This window comes from Thermoactinospora rubra (genome assembly GCF_002093975.1).
Classification (GTDB): domain Bacteria; phylum Actinomycetota; class Actinomycetes; order Streptosporangiales; family Streptosporangiaceae; genus Nonomuraea; species Nonomuraea rubra_A.
Genome location: NZ_MSZZ01000034.1, coordinates 159,380 through 174,194, shown reverse-complemented (window position 1 = coordinate 174,194; position 14,815 = coordinate 159,380). Strand labels below are relative to the sequence as shown.

The 14,815-nt window shown below is 73.2% G+C and carries 16 protein-coding genes; 9 read left to right on the top strand and 7 right to left on the bottom strand.

Annotated elements, in window-relative coordinates; genetic code table 11:
• Nucleotides 1–149: 149 nt before the first annotated feature.
• Nucleotides 150–398 (top strand): type B 50S ribosomal protein L31, encoded by a 249-nt coding sequence (locus BSB02_RS28235; RefSeq protein ID WP_084963584.1) that lies wholly within the window; start codon nt 150–152, stop codon nt 396–398.
• A 73-nt stretch (nt 399–471) separates the two neighbouring features.
• On the opposite strand, the gene BSB02_RS43330 is transcribed toward BSB02_RS28235, so the two are convergent.
• Nucleotides 472–1,935, bottom strand: coding sequence for an IclR family transcriptional regulator domain-containing protein (locus BSB02_RS43330; RefSeq protein WP_206184933.1), 1,464 nt, complete (start codon nt 1,933–1,935; stop codon nt 472–474).
• Between the two features lie 103 nt (nt 1,936–2,038).
• Here BSB02_RS43330 and BSB02_RS28225 point away from each other — a divergent pair, with 103 nt between their 5' ends.
• The 6 genes from BSB02_RS28225 to pcaDC are packed head-to-tail and all read left to right on the top strand — an operon-like array spanning nt 2,039 to nt 6,948.
• Complete coding sequence (locus tag BSB02_RS28225) at nt 2,039–2,791, top strand: CoA transferase subunit A (protein WP_084963582.1); 753 nt, start codon at nt 2,039–2,041, stop codon at nt 2,789–2,791.
• A complete protein-coding gene (locus BSB02_RS28220) occupies nt 2,788–3,417 on the top strand; it encodes a CoA transferase subunit B (protein ID WP_084963581.1) in 630 nt (209 codons plus the stop codon). Before BSB02_RS28225 ends, BSB02_RS28220 begins: the two co-directional genes overlap by 4 nt.
• Complete coding sequence (locus BSB02_RS28215) at nt 3,414–4,559, top strand: thiolase family protein (protein WP_084963580.1); 1,146 nt, start codon at nt 3,414–3,416, stop codon at nt 4,557–4,559. The genes BSB02_RS28220 and BSB02_RS28215 overlap by 4 nt, the downstream gene beginning before the upstream one ends.
• A 6-nt stretch (nt 4,560–4,565) precedes the next feature.
• Entirely contained in the window at nt 4,566–5,306 is a 741-nt protein-coding gene (pcaH, locus tag BSB02_RS28210; RefSeq protein ID WP_084963579.1) for a protocatechuate 3,4-dioxygenase subunit beta, read from the top strand.
• The gene (pcaG, locus tag BSB02_RS28205; RefSeq protein WP_084963578.1) at nt 5,303–5,833 is read left to right on the top strand and encodes a protocatechuate 3,4-dioxygenase subunit alpha; all 531 of its coding nucleotides are present in this window, start codon (nt 5,303–5,305) and stop codon (nt 5,831–5,833) included. The genes pcaH and pcaG overlap by 4 nt, the downstream gene beginning before the upstream one ends.
• On the top strand, nt 5,830–6,948 hold the full coding sequence (gene pcaDC, locus BSB02_RS28200) for a bifunctional 3-oxoadipate enol-lactonase/4-carboxymuconolactone decarboxylase PcaDC (RefSeq protein ID WP_084963577.1): 1,119 nt from the start codon (nt 5,830–5,832) through the stop codon (nt 6,946–6,948). Before pcaG ends, pcaDC begins: the two co-directional genes overlap by 4 nt.
• A 25-nt stretch (nt 6,949–6,973) precedes the next feature.
• Here pcaDC and BSB02_RS28195 read toward each other — a convergent pair whose 3' ends face one another.
• Nucleotides 6,974–8,587: an AMP-binding protein gene (locus tag BSB02_RS28195; protein WP_084963576.1), complete on the bottom strand. Its 1,614-nt coding sequence runs from the start codon at nt 8,585–8,587 to the stop codon at nt 6,974–6,976.
• 85 nt (nt 8,588–8,672) lie between these two features.
• On the opposite strand from BSB02_RS28195, the gene BSB02_RS28190 reads away from it, so the two are divergent.
• Complete coding sequence (locus tag BSB02_RS28190; RefSeq protein ID WP_084963575.1) at nt 8,673–9,467, top strand: helix-turn-helix transcriptional regulator; 795 nt, start codon at nt 8,673–8,675, stop codon at nt 9,465–9,467.
• Nucleotides 9,468–9,487: 20 nt separating this feature from the next.
• Here the strand turns inward: BSB02_RS28190 and BSB02_RS28185 are convergent, their stop codons facing one another.
• The 3 genes from BSB02_RS28185 to BSB02_RS28175 all read right to left on the bottom strand — a co-directional run bounded on the left by BSB02_RS28185 (nt 9,488) and on the right by BSB02_RS28175 (nt 11,729).
• Nucleotides 9,488–10,723 carry a C39 family peptidase gene (locus BSB02_RS28185; protein WP_084963574.1) on the bottom strand — a complete coding sequence of 412 codons (1,236 nt, stop codon included), beginning with the start codon at nt 10,721–10,723 and terminating at the stop codon, nt 9,488–9,490.
• 127 nt (nt 10,724–10,850) lie between these two features.
• On the bottom strand, nt 10,851–11,213 hold the full coding sequence (locus BSB02_RS28180) for an SPW repeat protein (protein WP_084963573.1): 363 nt from the start codon (nt 11,211–11,213) through the stop codon (nt 10,851–10,853).
• Between the two features lie 63 nt (nt 11,214–11,276).
• Nucleotides 11,277–11,729, bottom strand: coding sequence for a CBS domain-containing protein (locus BSB02_RS28175; protein WP_084963572.1), 453 nt, complete (start codon nt 11,727–11,729; stop codon nt 11,277–11,279).
• Between the two features lie 88 nt (nt 11,730–11,817).
• On the opposite strand from BSB02_RS28175, the gene BSB02_RS28170 reads away from it, so the two are divergent.
• Nucleotides 11,818–12,672, top strand: a complete 855-nt coding sequence (locus BSB02_RS28170; RefSeq protein WP_084963571.1) for a 3-methyladenine DNA glycosylase — start codon at nt 11,818–11,820, stop codon at nt 12,670–12,672.
• Here the strand turns inward: BSB02_RS28170 and BSB02_RS28165 are convergent.
• On the bottom strand, nt 12,652–14,301 hold the full coding sequence (locus tag BSB02_RS28165) for a solute symporter family protein (protein WP_084963570.1): 1,650 nt from the start codon (nt 14,299–14,301) through the stop codon (nt 12,652–12,654). The two genes, BSB02_RS28170 and BSB02_RS28165, sit on opposite strands and share 21 nt — an antisense overlap.
• The gene (locus BSB02_RS28160) at nt 14,298–14,720 is read right to left on the bottom strand and encodes a DUF485 domain-containing protein (RefSeq protein WP_143591241.1); all 423 of its coding nucleotides are present in this window, start codon (nt 14,718–14,720) and stop codon (nt 14,298–14,300) included. The genes BSB02_RS28165 and BSB02_RS28160 overlap by 4 nt, the downstream gene beginning before the upstream one ends.
• Nucleotides 14,721–14,815 lie beyond the last annotated feature (95 nt).

The following is a 14,815-nucleotide window of genomic DNA, read 5'->3' as shown; positions in this document are numbered from 1 at the left end:
GCTGGAGGGCGGCGCCGGGCGGCCGCCGCGGGAGGTGCGGGCCGATTACCGGCTGGTGGTCCGCGAAAGCACCGTCGGCCGCACGCGGCCTCCCGCCTGACGGGGATCAAGCCGGGATTAAAACGAAAACCGTTGTCGTTGTGCGGGTCATGAAGAAAGGCATCCACCCCGCCTACCGTCCCGTCGTCTTCCGCGACCCGAGCGCCGGCTTCGCCTTCCTGACGAGGTCCACGCTCACCGGTGACAAGACGATCGAGTGGACGGACGGCGTCACCTATCCCGTCGTCGACGTGGACGTCTCCTCGGCGAGCCACCCGTTCCACACCGGCCGGGGCCGCGTGCTGGACACCGCGGGCCGCGTGGAGCGCTTCACCCGGCGCTACGGCAAGACCGCATAACCAAGATCGCGTAACCAGGACCGCATAACCAAGATCGCGTAACCAGGATCGCGTAACCAGGACGCCCTCCTGATCAGGAGGGTGTCGCGCGCACGTGGCGCAGGTCCGCCTCGATCCGCCCCGCGGCCTCCCGCAGGGCGGGCAGGACCTCGCGCACCAGGTCCTCCGGCGTCGCCCGGCTGGCGTGCGCGGCGACGTTGACCGCGGCCACCACCCGCCCGGCGTGGTCGCGCAGCGGCACGGCGATGGACCGCACTCCCTCCTCCAGCTCCTGGTCGACCACCGCGTACCCGTCCCGGCGCGCCCGCCGTACGGCTGCCGCCAGCTCGGCCGCGGAGCCGACCGTGTGGCGGGTCAGCGGCCGCACGGGCAGTGACAGCACGCGCTCCTCGGGCAGGCCGGCCAGCAGGACCCGGCCCATCGAGGTCGCATACGCCGGGAAGCGGGTGCCCACGGTGATGGTCACGCTCATGATGCTGACCGTGGGCACCCGCGCCACGTAGACGACGTCCTCGCCCGACAGCACCGCCACCGACGCCGACTCCCGCACCCGCGCCACCAGGTCCGCCAGGTGCGGCTGCACGATCTCGGCGAACGACAGCCCGCTCAGGTGCGCGTAGCCGAGCTCCAGCACCCTGGGCAGCAGCCGGAACCGCCCGCCCTCGGCCGCGGCGTACCCCACCTGCTCCAGCGTCTGGACCGCCCGCCGTACCGTCGCCCTCGGCAGCCCGGTCACCCGGGCGGAGCCGGCCAGGGTGAGCCCGCCGCGCGCCGATCCCAGGGAGACCAGGACCGCCAGGCCGCGGGCCAGCGACTGGAGGAACTCCGCGCCCCGCTCCGCCTTGACGGCCCTGGAGACGTCGGCCATTGCCGTGTCGGGGCGGGGGAGCGGCGCCGGCCGGGCCAGGGCCGCCTCCATGGCCGCCACCGCCTCCCGCATCCGGGGGAGGGCGTGGTCGCGCAGGCCCGTGGCCGTGTGCCTGCTGGTGTGGCTGACCACGCTCAGCGCGCACACCGCCGTGCCCTCGGCGTCGCGCACCGGCGCCGCCACCGCGATCAGCCCGGGCTCGATGAGCTGGTCGTCGACCTGGCACGGTGCGCCGGGGTCGAGGAAGACCAGCCCGGCCGCGCACCGGTCGGCCGGCAGCCGGTCCCCGACCCGGAAGGCGACCGACATGGTCCGACGCCGGGTGGCCTGAGCGACGAAACGGATCCCGTCGCCGTCCGGCACGGCCAGCGACACCGACTCGTCCAGCTCGGCGGCCAGCCGCTCGGCGTGCGGGGCGAGCGCCTCCGGCAGGCCGCTGCACCTCAGGTACGCCTCGCCCAGCTCCATCAGCCGGGGCGCGAGCAGCACGTCACGCTCCTCCGTCCGCAGGTATCCCAGGTGGACCAGCGTCGCCAGGATCCGGTCGACGGTGGAGCGGGCCAGGCCCGTGGCGCGGACCAGGTCGGTGGCCCGCATGCGGCGGCGCGGCTCGGAGGTCAGCACGCGCAGCACGGCCAGGCCGCGCTCCAGGGTCCCCGCCTGCTCCATGGGCCCTCCTTTGACAGGGCACGCGCCGCTGACCATACTCGGCATATCACAATAGCGAACTAAAGTTCATCCAGCGAACACTAGCGAACATCGGCGGTCAACGGTGCGGACGAACAAGGTGGTCCCCTCGGCCCGGGAGGCGCTGGCCGACGTGCGCGACGGCGCGTCGTTCGCGGTCGGCGGCTTCGGCCTCAGCGGCATCCCCAGCGTGCTGATCCAGGCCCTCTACGACTCCGGCGTGACCGGCATCAGCGTCGTGTCCAACAACTGCGGCACCGACGGCGGCGGCCTGGGCCTGCTGCTGGCCGCCGGGCGCATCGCGCGGGTGACGGCCTCCTACATCGGCGAGAACAGGGAGTTCGCCCGGCAGTACCTGGCCGGGGAGGTCGAGGTGGAGCTGACCCCGCAGGGCAGCCTGGCCGAACGGCTGCGCGCCGGCGGCTGCGGCATCCCGGCCTTCTACACCCCGGCCGGCGTCGGCACCCCGATCGCGACCGGCGGGCTGCCGCTGCGCCACGCGCCCGACGGGTCGGTCGCGGTCGCCTCCCCGCCCAAGGAGGTGCGGGAGTTCGACGGCCGGCCGTACGTCCTCGAGCGCGGCATCAGGACCGACTTCGCGCTGGTCCGCGCCGCCAAGGGCGACCGGCACGGCAACCTCGTCTTCAGCAAGGCCGCGCGGAACTTCAACCCGCTGGCCGCCATGGCGGGGCGCATCACCATCGCCGAGGTGGAGGAGCTGACCGACCTCGACCCCGACGAGGTGCACCTGCCGGGCGTCTTCGTCCAGCGCGTCGTGGTGCTCACCCCCGAGCAGGCCGCCGCCAAGGGCATCGAGAAGAGGACCGTGCGCCCATGAGCTGGACCAGGGACGAGATGGTCGCGCGGGCCGCGGCCGAGCTGCGCGACGGCGACTACGTCAACCTGGGCATCGGCCTGCCCACCCGCATCCCGCAGTTCCTGCCCGCCGGCGTGGACGTGATCCTGCACTCGGAGAACGGCATCCTCGGCGTCGGCCCCTACCCGGCCGAGGACGAGGTCGACCCCGACCTGATCAACGCGGGCAAGGAGACCGTGACGGTGCTGCCGGGCGCGTCGTTCTTCGACTCGGCGCTGTCGTTCGGCATGATCCGCGGCGGCCACATCGACGTGGCGGTGCTCGGCGCCATGCAGGTCTCGGCCCGCGGCGACCTGGCCAACTGGATGGTCCCCGGCAGGCTCGTCAAGGGCATGGGCGGGGCCATGGACCTGGTCCACGGCGCCGGACGGGTCCTCGTCATCATGGAGCACACCGCCAAGGACGGCTCCCCGAAGATCGTCGAGGAGTGCACGCTGCCGCTCACCGGCCAGGCCTGCGTCGACCGGATCATCACCGACCTGGGCGTGCTCGACGTCACCGGCAAGGGCCTGGCGCTGGTGGAGACCGCGCCCGGCGTGACCGTGGAGGAGCTGCGCCGCCGTACCGCCGCGGAGGTCATCGCGTGAAGACCGTCTACGTCGTCGACGCCGTCCGCACCCCCTTCGGCCGGTACGGCGGAGCCCTCGCGGGCGCGCGCCCCGACGACCTGGCCGCCCACGTCGTCAAGGCCCTGGTCGAGCGCACCGGCCAGGAGGGCGTGGACGAGGTGATCCTCGGCAACGCCAACGGCGCCGGCGAGGAGAACCGCAACGTCGCCCGCATGGCCGCGCTGCTGGCCGGGCTCCCGGTCACCACCCCGGGCGTGACCGTCAACCGGCTGTGCGGCTCCGGCATGGAGGCCGTCATCCAGGCCTACCGGGCCATCGCGCTCGGTGACGCCTCGGCCGTCGTCGCGGGCGGCGTGGAGTCGATGACCCGCGCCCCGTGGGTGCTGCCCAAGCCCGGCAAGTCCTTCCCGGCCGGCCACGCCGAGCTGGTGTCCACCACGCTCGGCTGGCGCCTGGTCAACCCGGACATGCCCGCCGAGCACACGATCCCGCTCGGCGAGGGCGCGGAGCTGATCGCCGACAAGCACGGCGTCACCCGCGACCAGCAGGACGCCTTCGCCCTGGCCAGCCACCGCAAGGCGGCCGCGGCCGACTTCGGCCGGGAGATCGTCCCGGTCGGCGACCTCTCCCGCGACGAGGGCGTCCGCCGCGACACCTCCCTGGAGGCGCTGGCCCGCCTGGGGCCGGCCTTCCGGCCCGGCGGCACGGTCACGGCGGGCAACTCCTCCCCGCTCAGCGACGGCGCGGCGGCCCTGCTGCTGACCGACGAGGCCGGGCTGCGCGGCCGCGAACCCCTCGCCCGCGTCACCGCCGGCGCGGTCAGCGCCCTCGAACCCCGCTACTTCGGCCTCGGCCCCGTCGAGGCCGTCACCAGGGTCCTGGCCAAGGCCGGCAGGAGCTTCGGCGACCTGGCCACCGCCGAGCTCAACGAGGCCTTCGCCGCCCAGACGCTCGGCTGCCTGGCCGAGCTGCCGGACCTGGACCCCTCCATCGTCAACCCCAGCGGCGGCGCCATCGCCCTGGGCCACCCGCTGGGCGCCTCCGGAGCCCGCATCACCGGCACGGTCGCCCACCGGCTGGCCGCGGCCGGGTCGGGACTCGGCGTGGCCGCCCTCTGCATCGGCGTCGGCCAGGGCCTGGCCGTCCTCCTCGAAAGGTAGGCATCCGTGACCCTCACCCAGGCGGACATCGACCGCGAGATCGCCGAGCTGCACGCGGTCGCGCCCAAGTCCGGCCATCCCCTGCGCGACTTCGCCCCCTACCGCAGCAGCGTGCTGCGCCATCCCAAGCAGCCGCTCGTCCCGGTCAAGGACCCCGAGGCCGCCGAGCTGACCGGCCCGGTGTTCGGCGTCACCGACGTCACCCCGCTGGACGCCGACCTGACCCGCCGGCACGTGGGCGAGCCGCTGGGCGAGCGGATCACCGTCGAGGGGCGGATCCTGGACCGGGACGGCCGCCCGGTCCGCGGCCAGCTGGTGGAGATCTGGCAGGCCAACGCCTCCGGCCGCTACCCGCACCAGCGCGACGACCACCCCGCGCCGCTGGACCCCAACTTCACGGGCGTGGGCCGCTGCCTGACCGACGAGGAGGGCCGCTACAAGTTCACCACGATCAAGCCCGGCCCCTACCCGTGGCGCAACCACCGCAACGCCTGGCGTCCCGCGCACATCCACTTCTCGGTCTTCGGGACGGCCTTCACCCAGCGGCTGGTCACGCAGATGTACTTCCCGGGCGACCCGCTGTTCCCCTACGACCCCGTGCTGCAGTCGGTCACCGACCCGGCCGCCCGCGACCGCCTGGTGGCGGCCTACGACCACGACCTGTCGGTGCCGGAGTGGTCGCTGGGCTACCGGTGGGACATCGTGCTGGACGGCCCGGCCGCGACCTGGATGGAGGAGGGCCGATGAACCGCCCCACCCCCTCCCAGACCGTCGGCCCCTTCTACGGGTACGCCCTGCCGTTCCCCGGCGGAGAAGAGATCGCGACCGGCGGGATCACCGTGCACGGGCACGTCTACGACGGCGCGGGCGACCCGATCCCGGACGCGCTGCTGGAGTTCTGGCAGGCCGACCCGTCCGGCTCGCTGAAGGGGGCGCCCGGCTCGCTGCGGCGCGACCCGGTGACCGGGCGGGTCGTCGGCAGGCACGGCGTGGACTTCACCGGCTTCGGCCGGGTCCCCACCGACGCCGACGGCCACTGGACGCTGCGCACGCTCGTCCCCGGCAACGGCTACATCAGCGTGTGCGTGTTCGCACGCGGTCTGCTGCACCACCTGTTCACCCGCATCTACCTGCGGCACGACCCCTTCCTCGACACGCTGCCCGCCGGGCGGGCGCGCACGCTGCTGGCGGCCGAGGAGCGTCCGGGCCTCTACCGGTTCGACATCCGCCTCCAGGGCGAGGGGGAGACCGTGTTCCTGGACTTCACGTCATGACGCTGCCGCACCACCGACTCGACGGCCCGGAGCGGGGCGAGCCGCTGGTGCTCGGGCCGTCGCTGGGCACGTCGCTGCGCGTGTGGGAGCCGCAGGTCGCGGCGCTGGCCCGCAGGTTCCGCGTGCTGCGCTTCGACCTGCCGGGCCACGGCGGCTCCCCGGCCCTCGAGCCGCTGACCGTGGAGGACCTGGCCCGGCAGGTCCTGGAGCTGGCCGGCCACCACGGGTGGGAGTCCTTCCACTACGCGGGCGTCTCGCTCGGCGGCGCGATCGGGGCCACGCTGGCGGTGCGCCACCCGGAGCGGCTGCGCTCGCTGGCGCTGGTGTGCTCCTCGGCCCGGTTCGGCGAGCCCGAGGGCTGGCGGGAGCGGGCCGAGCTGGTGCGAGCGCAGGGGACGGCGCCGCTGCTGGAGGCCGCCGCGGGGCGCTGGTTTCCGTCCGGCGGTACGGCAGAGCCGCTCGCTCGCGCGCTGCTCGGCGACCTCGAGGCGGCCGACCCTGTGGGCTACGCGGCGTGCTGCGACGCGCTCGCCGGCTACGACCTGCGCCACGACCTGCCGAAGATCGCCACGCCCACGCTCGTCATCGCGGGCCGGGAGGATCCCGCCACGCCGCCCGCCCACGCCAGGCAGCTGGCCGACGGCATCCCGGGCGCGACGCTCGTGGAGATCCCCGGCGCCGCCCACCTGGCCACCGTGAACCGTCCCGAGGCCGTCACCGCCGCGCTGCTGGCGCATCTGCCCGCCGTACCCGGCATGAAGGTGCGGCGCGAGGTGCTCGGCGACGCCCACGTGGACCGCGCGATCGCCGGCACCACGGCCTTCACCCGCGACTTCCAGGACCTGATCACCCGGTACGCCTGGGGCGAGATCTGGACCCGGCCCGGCCTGGACCGCAGGACCCGCAGCTGCGTCACGCTCACCGCGCTGGTCGCCCGCGGCCACCTGGAGGAGCTGGCCATGCACGTGCGCGCCGCCCTGCGGGGCGGGCTCACCCCGGAGGAGATCGGCGAGGTGCTGCTGCAGACCGCGATCTACTGCGGGGTGCCCGCGGCCAACGCCGCCTTCGCCGTGGCCCAGCGGGTGCTCGACGAGGAGCGAAGAGCGCAGGAGTGACGGGCCGAGCGGCGAGAGTGCCCGGTCAGGCGTTCCTGCGCCGGGCCGCCTCCTGCAGCCCCAGCAGCTCGACGGCCTGCTCGCGCATCTCCACCTTGCGGATCTTGCCGGTCACCGTCATCGGGAAGCTGTCGACGACGTGGACGTAGCGCGGGATCTTGTAGTGGGCGAGCCTGCCCGCGCAGAACTCCCTGACCGCCTCGGCGGTCAGCGGCTCGGCGCCCTCCCGCATGATGATCCAGGCCATCACCTCCTCGCCGAACCGCTCGTCGGGCACGCCGATGACCTGCACGTCGGCGATGTCGGGATGGGTGTAGAGGAACTCCTCGATCTCGCGCGGGTAGATGTTCTCCCCGCCGCGGATCACCATGTCCTTGATCCGGCCCACGATGTTGACGTAGCCGTCGGCGTCCATGGTGGCCAGGTCGCCGGTGTGCATCCACCGCGCGGCGTCGATGGCCTCGGCGGTCTTGTCCGGCTCCTCCCAGTAGCCCAGCATGACCGAGTAGCCGCGCGTGCACAGCTCGCCCGCCTCGCCGCGCGGCACCACCAGCCCGGTCTCCGGGTGGACGATCTTCACCTCCACGTGCGGCATCACCCTGCCGACCGTCTCGGTACGGCGGGTCAGCGAGTCGTCGTGCCGGGTCATCGTCGAGACCGGCGAGGTCTCGGTCATGCCGTAGCAGATCGCCACCTCGCGCATGTTCATCTCGCTCACGACGCGCTTCATCACCTCCACCGGGCAGGGCGAGCCCGCCATGATGCCGGTGCGCAGCGTCGACAGGTCGAACTTGGCGGCCAGGGCCAGCTCGGCGATGAACATCGTCGGCACGCCGTACAGGGAGGTGCATCGCTCGTCCTGCACGGCGCGCAGCGTGGCCTCCGGCTCGAAGCTCGGCGCGGGGATGACGACGCACGCGCCGTGGGAGGTGGCGCCGAGGTTGCCCATGACCATGCCGAAGCAGTGGTAGAACGGCACCGGCAGGCATACCCGGTCCCGCTCGGTGTAGTGCAGCAGCTCGCCGACGAAGAAGCCGTTGTTGAGGATGTTGTGGTGCGACAGAGTCGCGCCCTTCGGGAAGCCGGTCGTCCCCGAGGTGTACTGGATGTTGATCGGGTCGTCGAAGCTCAGCGAGGCCATGCGCTCGCGCAGCCGCTCCTCGGGCGCCTGCTCGGCCAGCAGCGCCTCCCAGCTGGGGTCGTCCAGGTAGACGACGTCGCGGAAGCCGATCTGCTCGACCATGGCGCGGTAGTCGCTGGTCTTGTGGGTCAGCGCGCTGATCAGCAGCCGCATGCCCGACTGCCTGACCACGTAGTCCAGCTCGTGGCCGCGGTAGGCCGGGTTGACGTTGACCAGGATCGCGCCGATCTTGGCGGTGGCGTACTGCACGAGCACCCACTCGGCGCGGTTGGGCGACCAGATGCCCACCCGGTCGCCCTTGGCGACGCCGCGCGCGAGCAGGGCGCGGGCGACGGTGTCGACCTCGGCGTCGAGCTCGGCGTAGGTCCAGCGGCGGCCGGTCGGCACCTCGACGAGCGCCTCGCGGTCGCCGAACCGCTCCACGGTCCGCTCGAAGTTCTCCCCGATCGTCTCCCCGAGCAGCGGGGTGTCGGCTGTGGCGCTGGAGTACGACAACATATGCCCAGTCTGCGACCGCCCCGCGCGGGCGGCCACCCCCGAACGGGGGTAGAGCTCCGGCCGCGGCCGGTGATTGGATCGCCTCGTGGAGGCAGACGCGCTACAGCAGGCCCTGGGAAGGCTACGCCGCGCGACCGGCGTGCCCGTGGTCTTCGGCGGCGCGGTGAGCGCCCGCCGCCAGATCCGGCTGACCGAGATGCGCGGCACCCGCACCACCGCGCTGCGCAACCTCGCCATCAGCGCGGGCAGGGGACTGGGCGGCAAGGTCGTCGCGCTGGCGAGGCCCGCCGCGGTCGGCGACTACGCCAGCGCCTGCGACATCAGCCACGAGTACGACCGGCCGGTCCGCGCCGAGGCGCTGCGCTCGGTGCTCGCCGTGCCCGTCGTCGTCGACCGGGTGGTGCGGGCCGTGCTGTACGCGGCCCTGCGCCAGCCGCTGGCCTTCGGCGACCGGACGCTGGGCGTGGCCGCCCGGGTGGGCGCCGATCTGGCCACCGAGCTGGCCGTCCGCGACGAGGTCGAGCGGCGGCTGGCCAGGGCCGGGCAGCACGAGCGGCGCGAGGACATCCGGGAGGCGCACGCCGAGCTGCGGGCCATCGCCCAGGAGGTCGCCGACCCCGCCCTGCGCGAGCGGCTGCTGGCGGTGTGCGAGCGGCTGGGCGGCCCTCCCCGCGCCCAGCCCGCCGTACGGCTGTCGCCCCGCGAGCTGGACGTGCTGGCCTGGATCGCCCTCGGCTGCACCAACGCGGAGACCGCGCAGCGGCTCGGCCTGCTGCCGGAGACCGTCAAGAGCTACCTGCGCAGCGCCATGCGCAAGCTGGGCACCCACAACCGGCACGAGACCGTGGTGGCCGCCCGCCGGACCGGCCTGCTGCCCTGACCCGGGATCCCGCCCGCGGCTCACCAGTTGGCGGGCAGCCCCGGCATGCCGGGCGGCAGGGGGTGGCCGGGCGGGCGGATGACGTAGGCGATGCCGCCGCTGCTGGAGCTGCGCAGCCACACCTTCTCGAAGTCCGCCCGCGGGTAGACCCTGCGCACGTGGTCGTTGGCGGGCGCGTTGGCGGGGTCGTTGACGATGACGTCGCCGGTGGCGGTGAAGCCGATCACCACGAAGATGTGGCCGTCCGTGCCGTAGCCGGCGCCGGGCAGCTCGCCCTTCTTGAACGACTGCGACGTGATCACCGGGATGCCGGCCTTGATGAACCTCTCCAGCTCCGTGGCCGAGCGCAGGCGGGTGATGAACCCGTCCAGGCCGTACCTGCCGGCGTAGGCGGTGTTGAACGGCCAGTTGCCCGCGCCCTGGTAGGCGTAGTCGTAGACGTGGCGCGCCGTGTAGTCCACCTCGGGGTTGGGGTCGGAGGGGTCCACCCAGGCCATGTCCTCGGCGCTGGGCCACCTGCCCCAGTAGCCCAGCACCATGGTCGTGGAGGTCGGGCTGCACCACGCCTGGCCGCCGCCGTCCCACTCCGGGTAGTGGCCCTGGTGGATGCTCTGCGAACGGCGCGGCACGGCCAGCTCCACGCCCCACGCCTCGCCGCCCGGGCTGACCGGGACCGTCTTGCGCTCGGGCACAGCCGAGGCCATGGCGCCCAGCGTCCTGACCGTGGGGCCGGTGGCCGTGCCCGGCTTGCGGTACAACGTCACCCGCAGCTGGTAGGAGTCCAGCGGCCGGCCGGCGGCGGCGACGAAGGTGTCGACGGCCACGTGGCCGTCCGCGTCGCCCTGGCCCGGCACGGAGGTGCGCTGGATGTCGCCGTCCCCGTAGGCCCAGCGGCCCATGACGTACCACTTGGTGCCGGGCGCGGTGCCGCGCATCTCGACCTCGATCCAGGTCCCGGCCGGGGTGTCGGCGGTCCAGGAGGCGACCAGCTCGGTCGCGCCGAAGCCGACTTGCGTCTCCGCGCCCGTCCAGCGGGCGTACTCCCAGGTGGCGCCGCCGTACTGGAGGGTGCCCGCGGGGGTGGAGAAGGACAGCACCTCGCCGGCGGACACGCCCTCCGGCGTGCCGGAGGCGAAGGCGGCGCGCTGGTAGACCACCTGGGCGGTCCCGGACGCGGGCTTGCCCGCCGCGGCGTGCGCCGTGGCCGGGAGGGTGGTCAGCAAAGCGGCGGACAGCAGTACGACGAGCCTGCGCATGGGCCTCACCTCGGCTGGACTGTAGAGGCGAGGGCCGGGCCGCGCATCGGAGGAGTTACGTATCCGCATAAGGCGGGGAGCCGCCGCATCGGCGGCTCCCCGGCCGGGCGCCTTCGAGGTCGCGCCTTCAGGTCGTCAGGTGCGGGCGGCCGTGGGCCCGGGTCTGCGGGACGGCGACCCACAGGCCGGCGATCACCGCGACGGCGCCGGCGATCCACGCCGTCCACGCGGCGCCCATGACGTCCTGGAACCCGAACACCCAGGGCGAGACGAACAGCAGGACGCCGAGGACGACGTGGGTCCACTCGCTCATCAGCGCGGTGGGGACGGCCAGCGACCACAGCGCGCCGACCGCCAGCAGGGCGCCGAGGATCACCATGGCCCAGGTGCCCATCGTCGTGTCGGGCGTGTACCACAGCGGGGTGAGGGCCGCTACGACGCCGACGACCAGCGCCACCCAGTCCTGCCAGCGAACCCACTTCTTGTCCATGGAGCACCTCCATCGGCAATGAAGGAACCCTATAGTCCGATAATAGGACGATTGACCGCTCGGTCAACCCGCCTGCTGGGCGAGCGTGTGGTCCAGCAACGCCTGGAGCGTCACCGCGCCGATCAGCCGCCCGTCCTCGACCACGGCGACGACGGGGCTGCGGGTGCGGGCCATGAGGGCGGCCATCTCCAGCACGGTGGCGCGGCTTTCGGCGATGGCCAGCTCGCGCGGCTGCTCGGGCAGGCACTCGCGGACGGTCCGCTCGCCGAGCGTGCGCAGGAAGACGTCGGCGTGCGCCTCGTCGACGACGCGGGCGAGGGCGGGGTCGTCCTGGCAGTAGCGGGGCACGGCCAGCCGCAGCACCTGCGTGCCCGGCAGGATCGTGAACGGCCGGCCCTGCTCGTCGACGACGATGAGGCCCGGCAGGTCCTGCTCGGCCAGGAGCCGGGCGGCCTCCACCGCGGGGGTGTCGAGCCCGACCGTGGGAAACTCACCGGCGAGGTCTCGAGCACGCATCCCTGGCCTCCGGAAGTACGGTGTGCCCTCACCCTAACTCCCGCGGTCGGCGCGCGGCGGGAAGATTGCTTACCATGCATCGGTGACGATGCTGGACCGGCGGGAGTGGCAGGAGCGGGCGGCGGCGCACGAGCGCCGGGTCGACGCCTGGGTGGCACCGCACCTGCGGCGCCGCGAGGCCGGACGCTCCCATCCCGTCGAGGACTTCATGTTCATCTACTACGGTCACCGCCCGGCCAGGCTGCGCCGCTGGCATCCCGGCGCGGGCGTCGTCCTGGCCGGGGCGCGGGGGTTCGGCAAGGAGTACCTCGACACCGACGAGGGCGCGGTGCTGGACCTGGCCACGCTGCTGCCGCGCCGCAAGGCCACCCTGGAGTGGACGGCCGCCCTGCTGTCGGCCACCGCCTCCCGTCCGCCGCACCTGGGCTGCTTCGGCATGCACGAGTGGGCGATGGTCTACAAGCTGCCCCAGAGGGAGGTACGGCACGCCGCCCAGCCGCTGCGCCTGCCCCCCGAGGAGATCGCCGAGGTCGTCGAGCGCCGGGGCGTGCGGTGCAGCCACTTCGACGCCTTCCGCTTCTTCACCGAGCCCGCCCGGCCGCTCAACGCGCTGCAGCCCACCCGGGAGCGGCAGGTGGAGCTGGAGCAGCCGGGCTGCCTGCACGCCAACATGGACCTGTACAAGTGGGCCTACAAGCTGTCCCCGCTGGTGCCCAGCGAGCTGGTGGCCGACTGCTTCGAGCTGGCGCGCGACATCCGGGCCGTGGACATGCGGGCGAGCCCCTACGACCTGAGCGCCCTGGGCTACCCGCCCATCCGGATCGAGACCGCGGCGGGCCGGGCCGAGTACGCGGCGGCGCAGCGCGTCTTCGCCGAGCGCGCCAAGCCGTTGCGGGCCCGGCTGCTGGAGGAGTGCGAGCGGCTACTGGCGCTGCGCGTGTGACCCGCTCCCCGTCAGGGAGCGGACCGCCAGGTCGTCGTAGCGCTCCCGGTCGGCCTTCTCGCGGCTGAGCAGCGTGCCCAGCCAGGCGCACAGGAAGCCGAACGGGATGGACACCAGGCCAGGGTTCTCCATCGGGAACACGTGGAAGTCGATCCCCGGCGGCAGCAGCGACAGGCCGGCCCCCGTCACCGGGTCGGTCTTGCCCGACACCACCGGCGAGAGCGCCACCAGCAGCAGGCAGGCGCCCAGGCCGCCGTAGACGCCCGCGACCACGCCCGCGGAGTTGAACCGCTTCCAGAACAGCGTCAGCACGATCGCGGGCAGGTTGGCCGAGGCCGCCATCGCGAAGGCCAGCGCCACGAGGAAGGCGACGTTCTGGTGGCGCGCCACCACCGCCAGCACCACCGCCAGCAGGCCGATGACCAGCGCCGACAAGCGCGCCACCGCCACCTCCTGCGACTCGCGCGGCCGGCCGAACATCAGCACGTGGCCGAAGTAGTCGTGGGCCAGCGACGTGGAGGAGGCCATGACCAGGCCCGACACGACCGCCAGGATCGTGGCGAAGGCGACCGCGCCGACGAAGGCCAGCAGCAGGTCGCCGCCGACCGGGCCGCCCAGCCCTTCGCCCAGCACGTAGGCGAGCTGCAGCGCCGCGGTGTTGCCGCTCGGGTCGGCCGCGGCGATCCTGGCCTGCCCGACCAGCGCGGTCGCGCCGAACCCGAGGGCGAGGGTCATCAGGTAGAACACCCCGACCAGCCCGATCGCCCAGTTCACCGACGTGCGGGCGGCCCGCGCGTCCGGCACGGTGAAGAAGCGGCTGACGATGTGCGGCAGACCGGCGGTGCCCAGCACGAGGGCGAGCGCCAGGCTGATGAAGTCCAGCTTGTTGATCAGCGTCCTGACCGGGTCGCCCGCCACCTCCTTGGCGAAGCCGCCGCCCGGGTGCAGGTAGTCGGTCCTGCCGCTGGCCCGTGCCGCCGCGGCCAGGATGTCGCTGACGTTGAACCCGAAGCGGGCCAGCACCAGCGCCGTCAGCACGACCGTGCCCGTCATCAGCAGGATCGCCTTGATGATCTGCACCCACGTGGTGCCCTTCATGCCGCCGAAGGCCACGTAGAAGATCATGATCGCGCCGACGACCACGATCGTGACGGCCTTGGCCGTACCGCCCGACAGGCCGAGCAGGAGGGAGACCAGCGCGCCCGCGCCGACCATCTGGGCCACCAGGTAGAACACCGACACGGTCACCGTCGAGATCACCGCGGCCGTGCGGACCCTGGGCTGCCGCCGCACCCGGTGGGACAGCACGTCGGCCATCGTGAAACGCCCGGCGTTGCGCATCAGCTCCACCAGCAGCAGCGTCAGCAGCCAGGCGACCAGGAAGCCGATGGAGTACAGGAAGCCGTCGTAGCCCGACAGGGCGATCAGCCCCGCGATGCCCAGGAAGGAGGCGGCGGACATGTAGTCGCCCGCGAGCGCCAGGCCGTTCTGGGGGCCGGAGAAGGCCCGGCCGCCGGCGTAGAAGTCCTCGGCGTTCCTGGTGGTGGCCCGCGCCCAGAAGGTGATCGCCAGGGTGATCAGGATGAACGCCACGAACAGCCCGAACGTCAGCAGCCGGCCCTCGCTCATCGCACCCCTCCGGACGTGCGCCGGTGCCGTGCCCGGCGCGGCGCCGGCGTCCAGGCCTCGATGCGCCGCCGCTGGGCCATGATCTGCTCGATCCGCTCCGTCTCGGCCTGCTGCCGCTCGGCCTCCTCGCGCAGCTGCCGGGACAGCGGGTCCAGCATGCGGCGGGCATAGCGGGTGTAGCGCCAGGCCAGGGCGAAGGTGGAGACGAACTGCAGCACGCCGAGGAGCAGGGCGACGTTGACGGTGCCCGCCAGCGGGCGGGACATGAGGTCGCGGGCGAAGACCGACAGCAGGATGTAGAGGAAGTACCAGCTCAGGAACGACACGACGATGCCCAGCGCCAGGCGCCGGAACCGCGTCTTGAGCAACCGGAAGCGCCGATCCTGCGCCAACCCCGCATAGCTTGGCGTGCTCCCCATGCGGGCCCCTCCCTGAGATTACGCACCGTGTTGGTCCGACTCCAAAACGATAGGGGCTCCCGCTGTGGCATGTCCGGGAAATTCCGGAAAGCCCT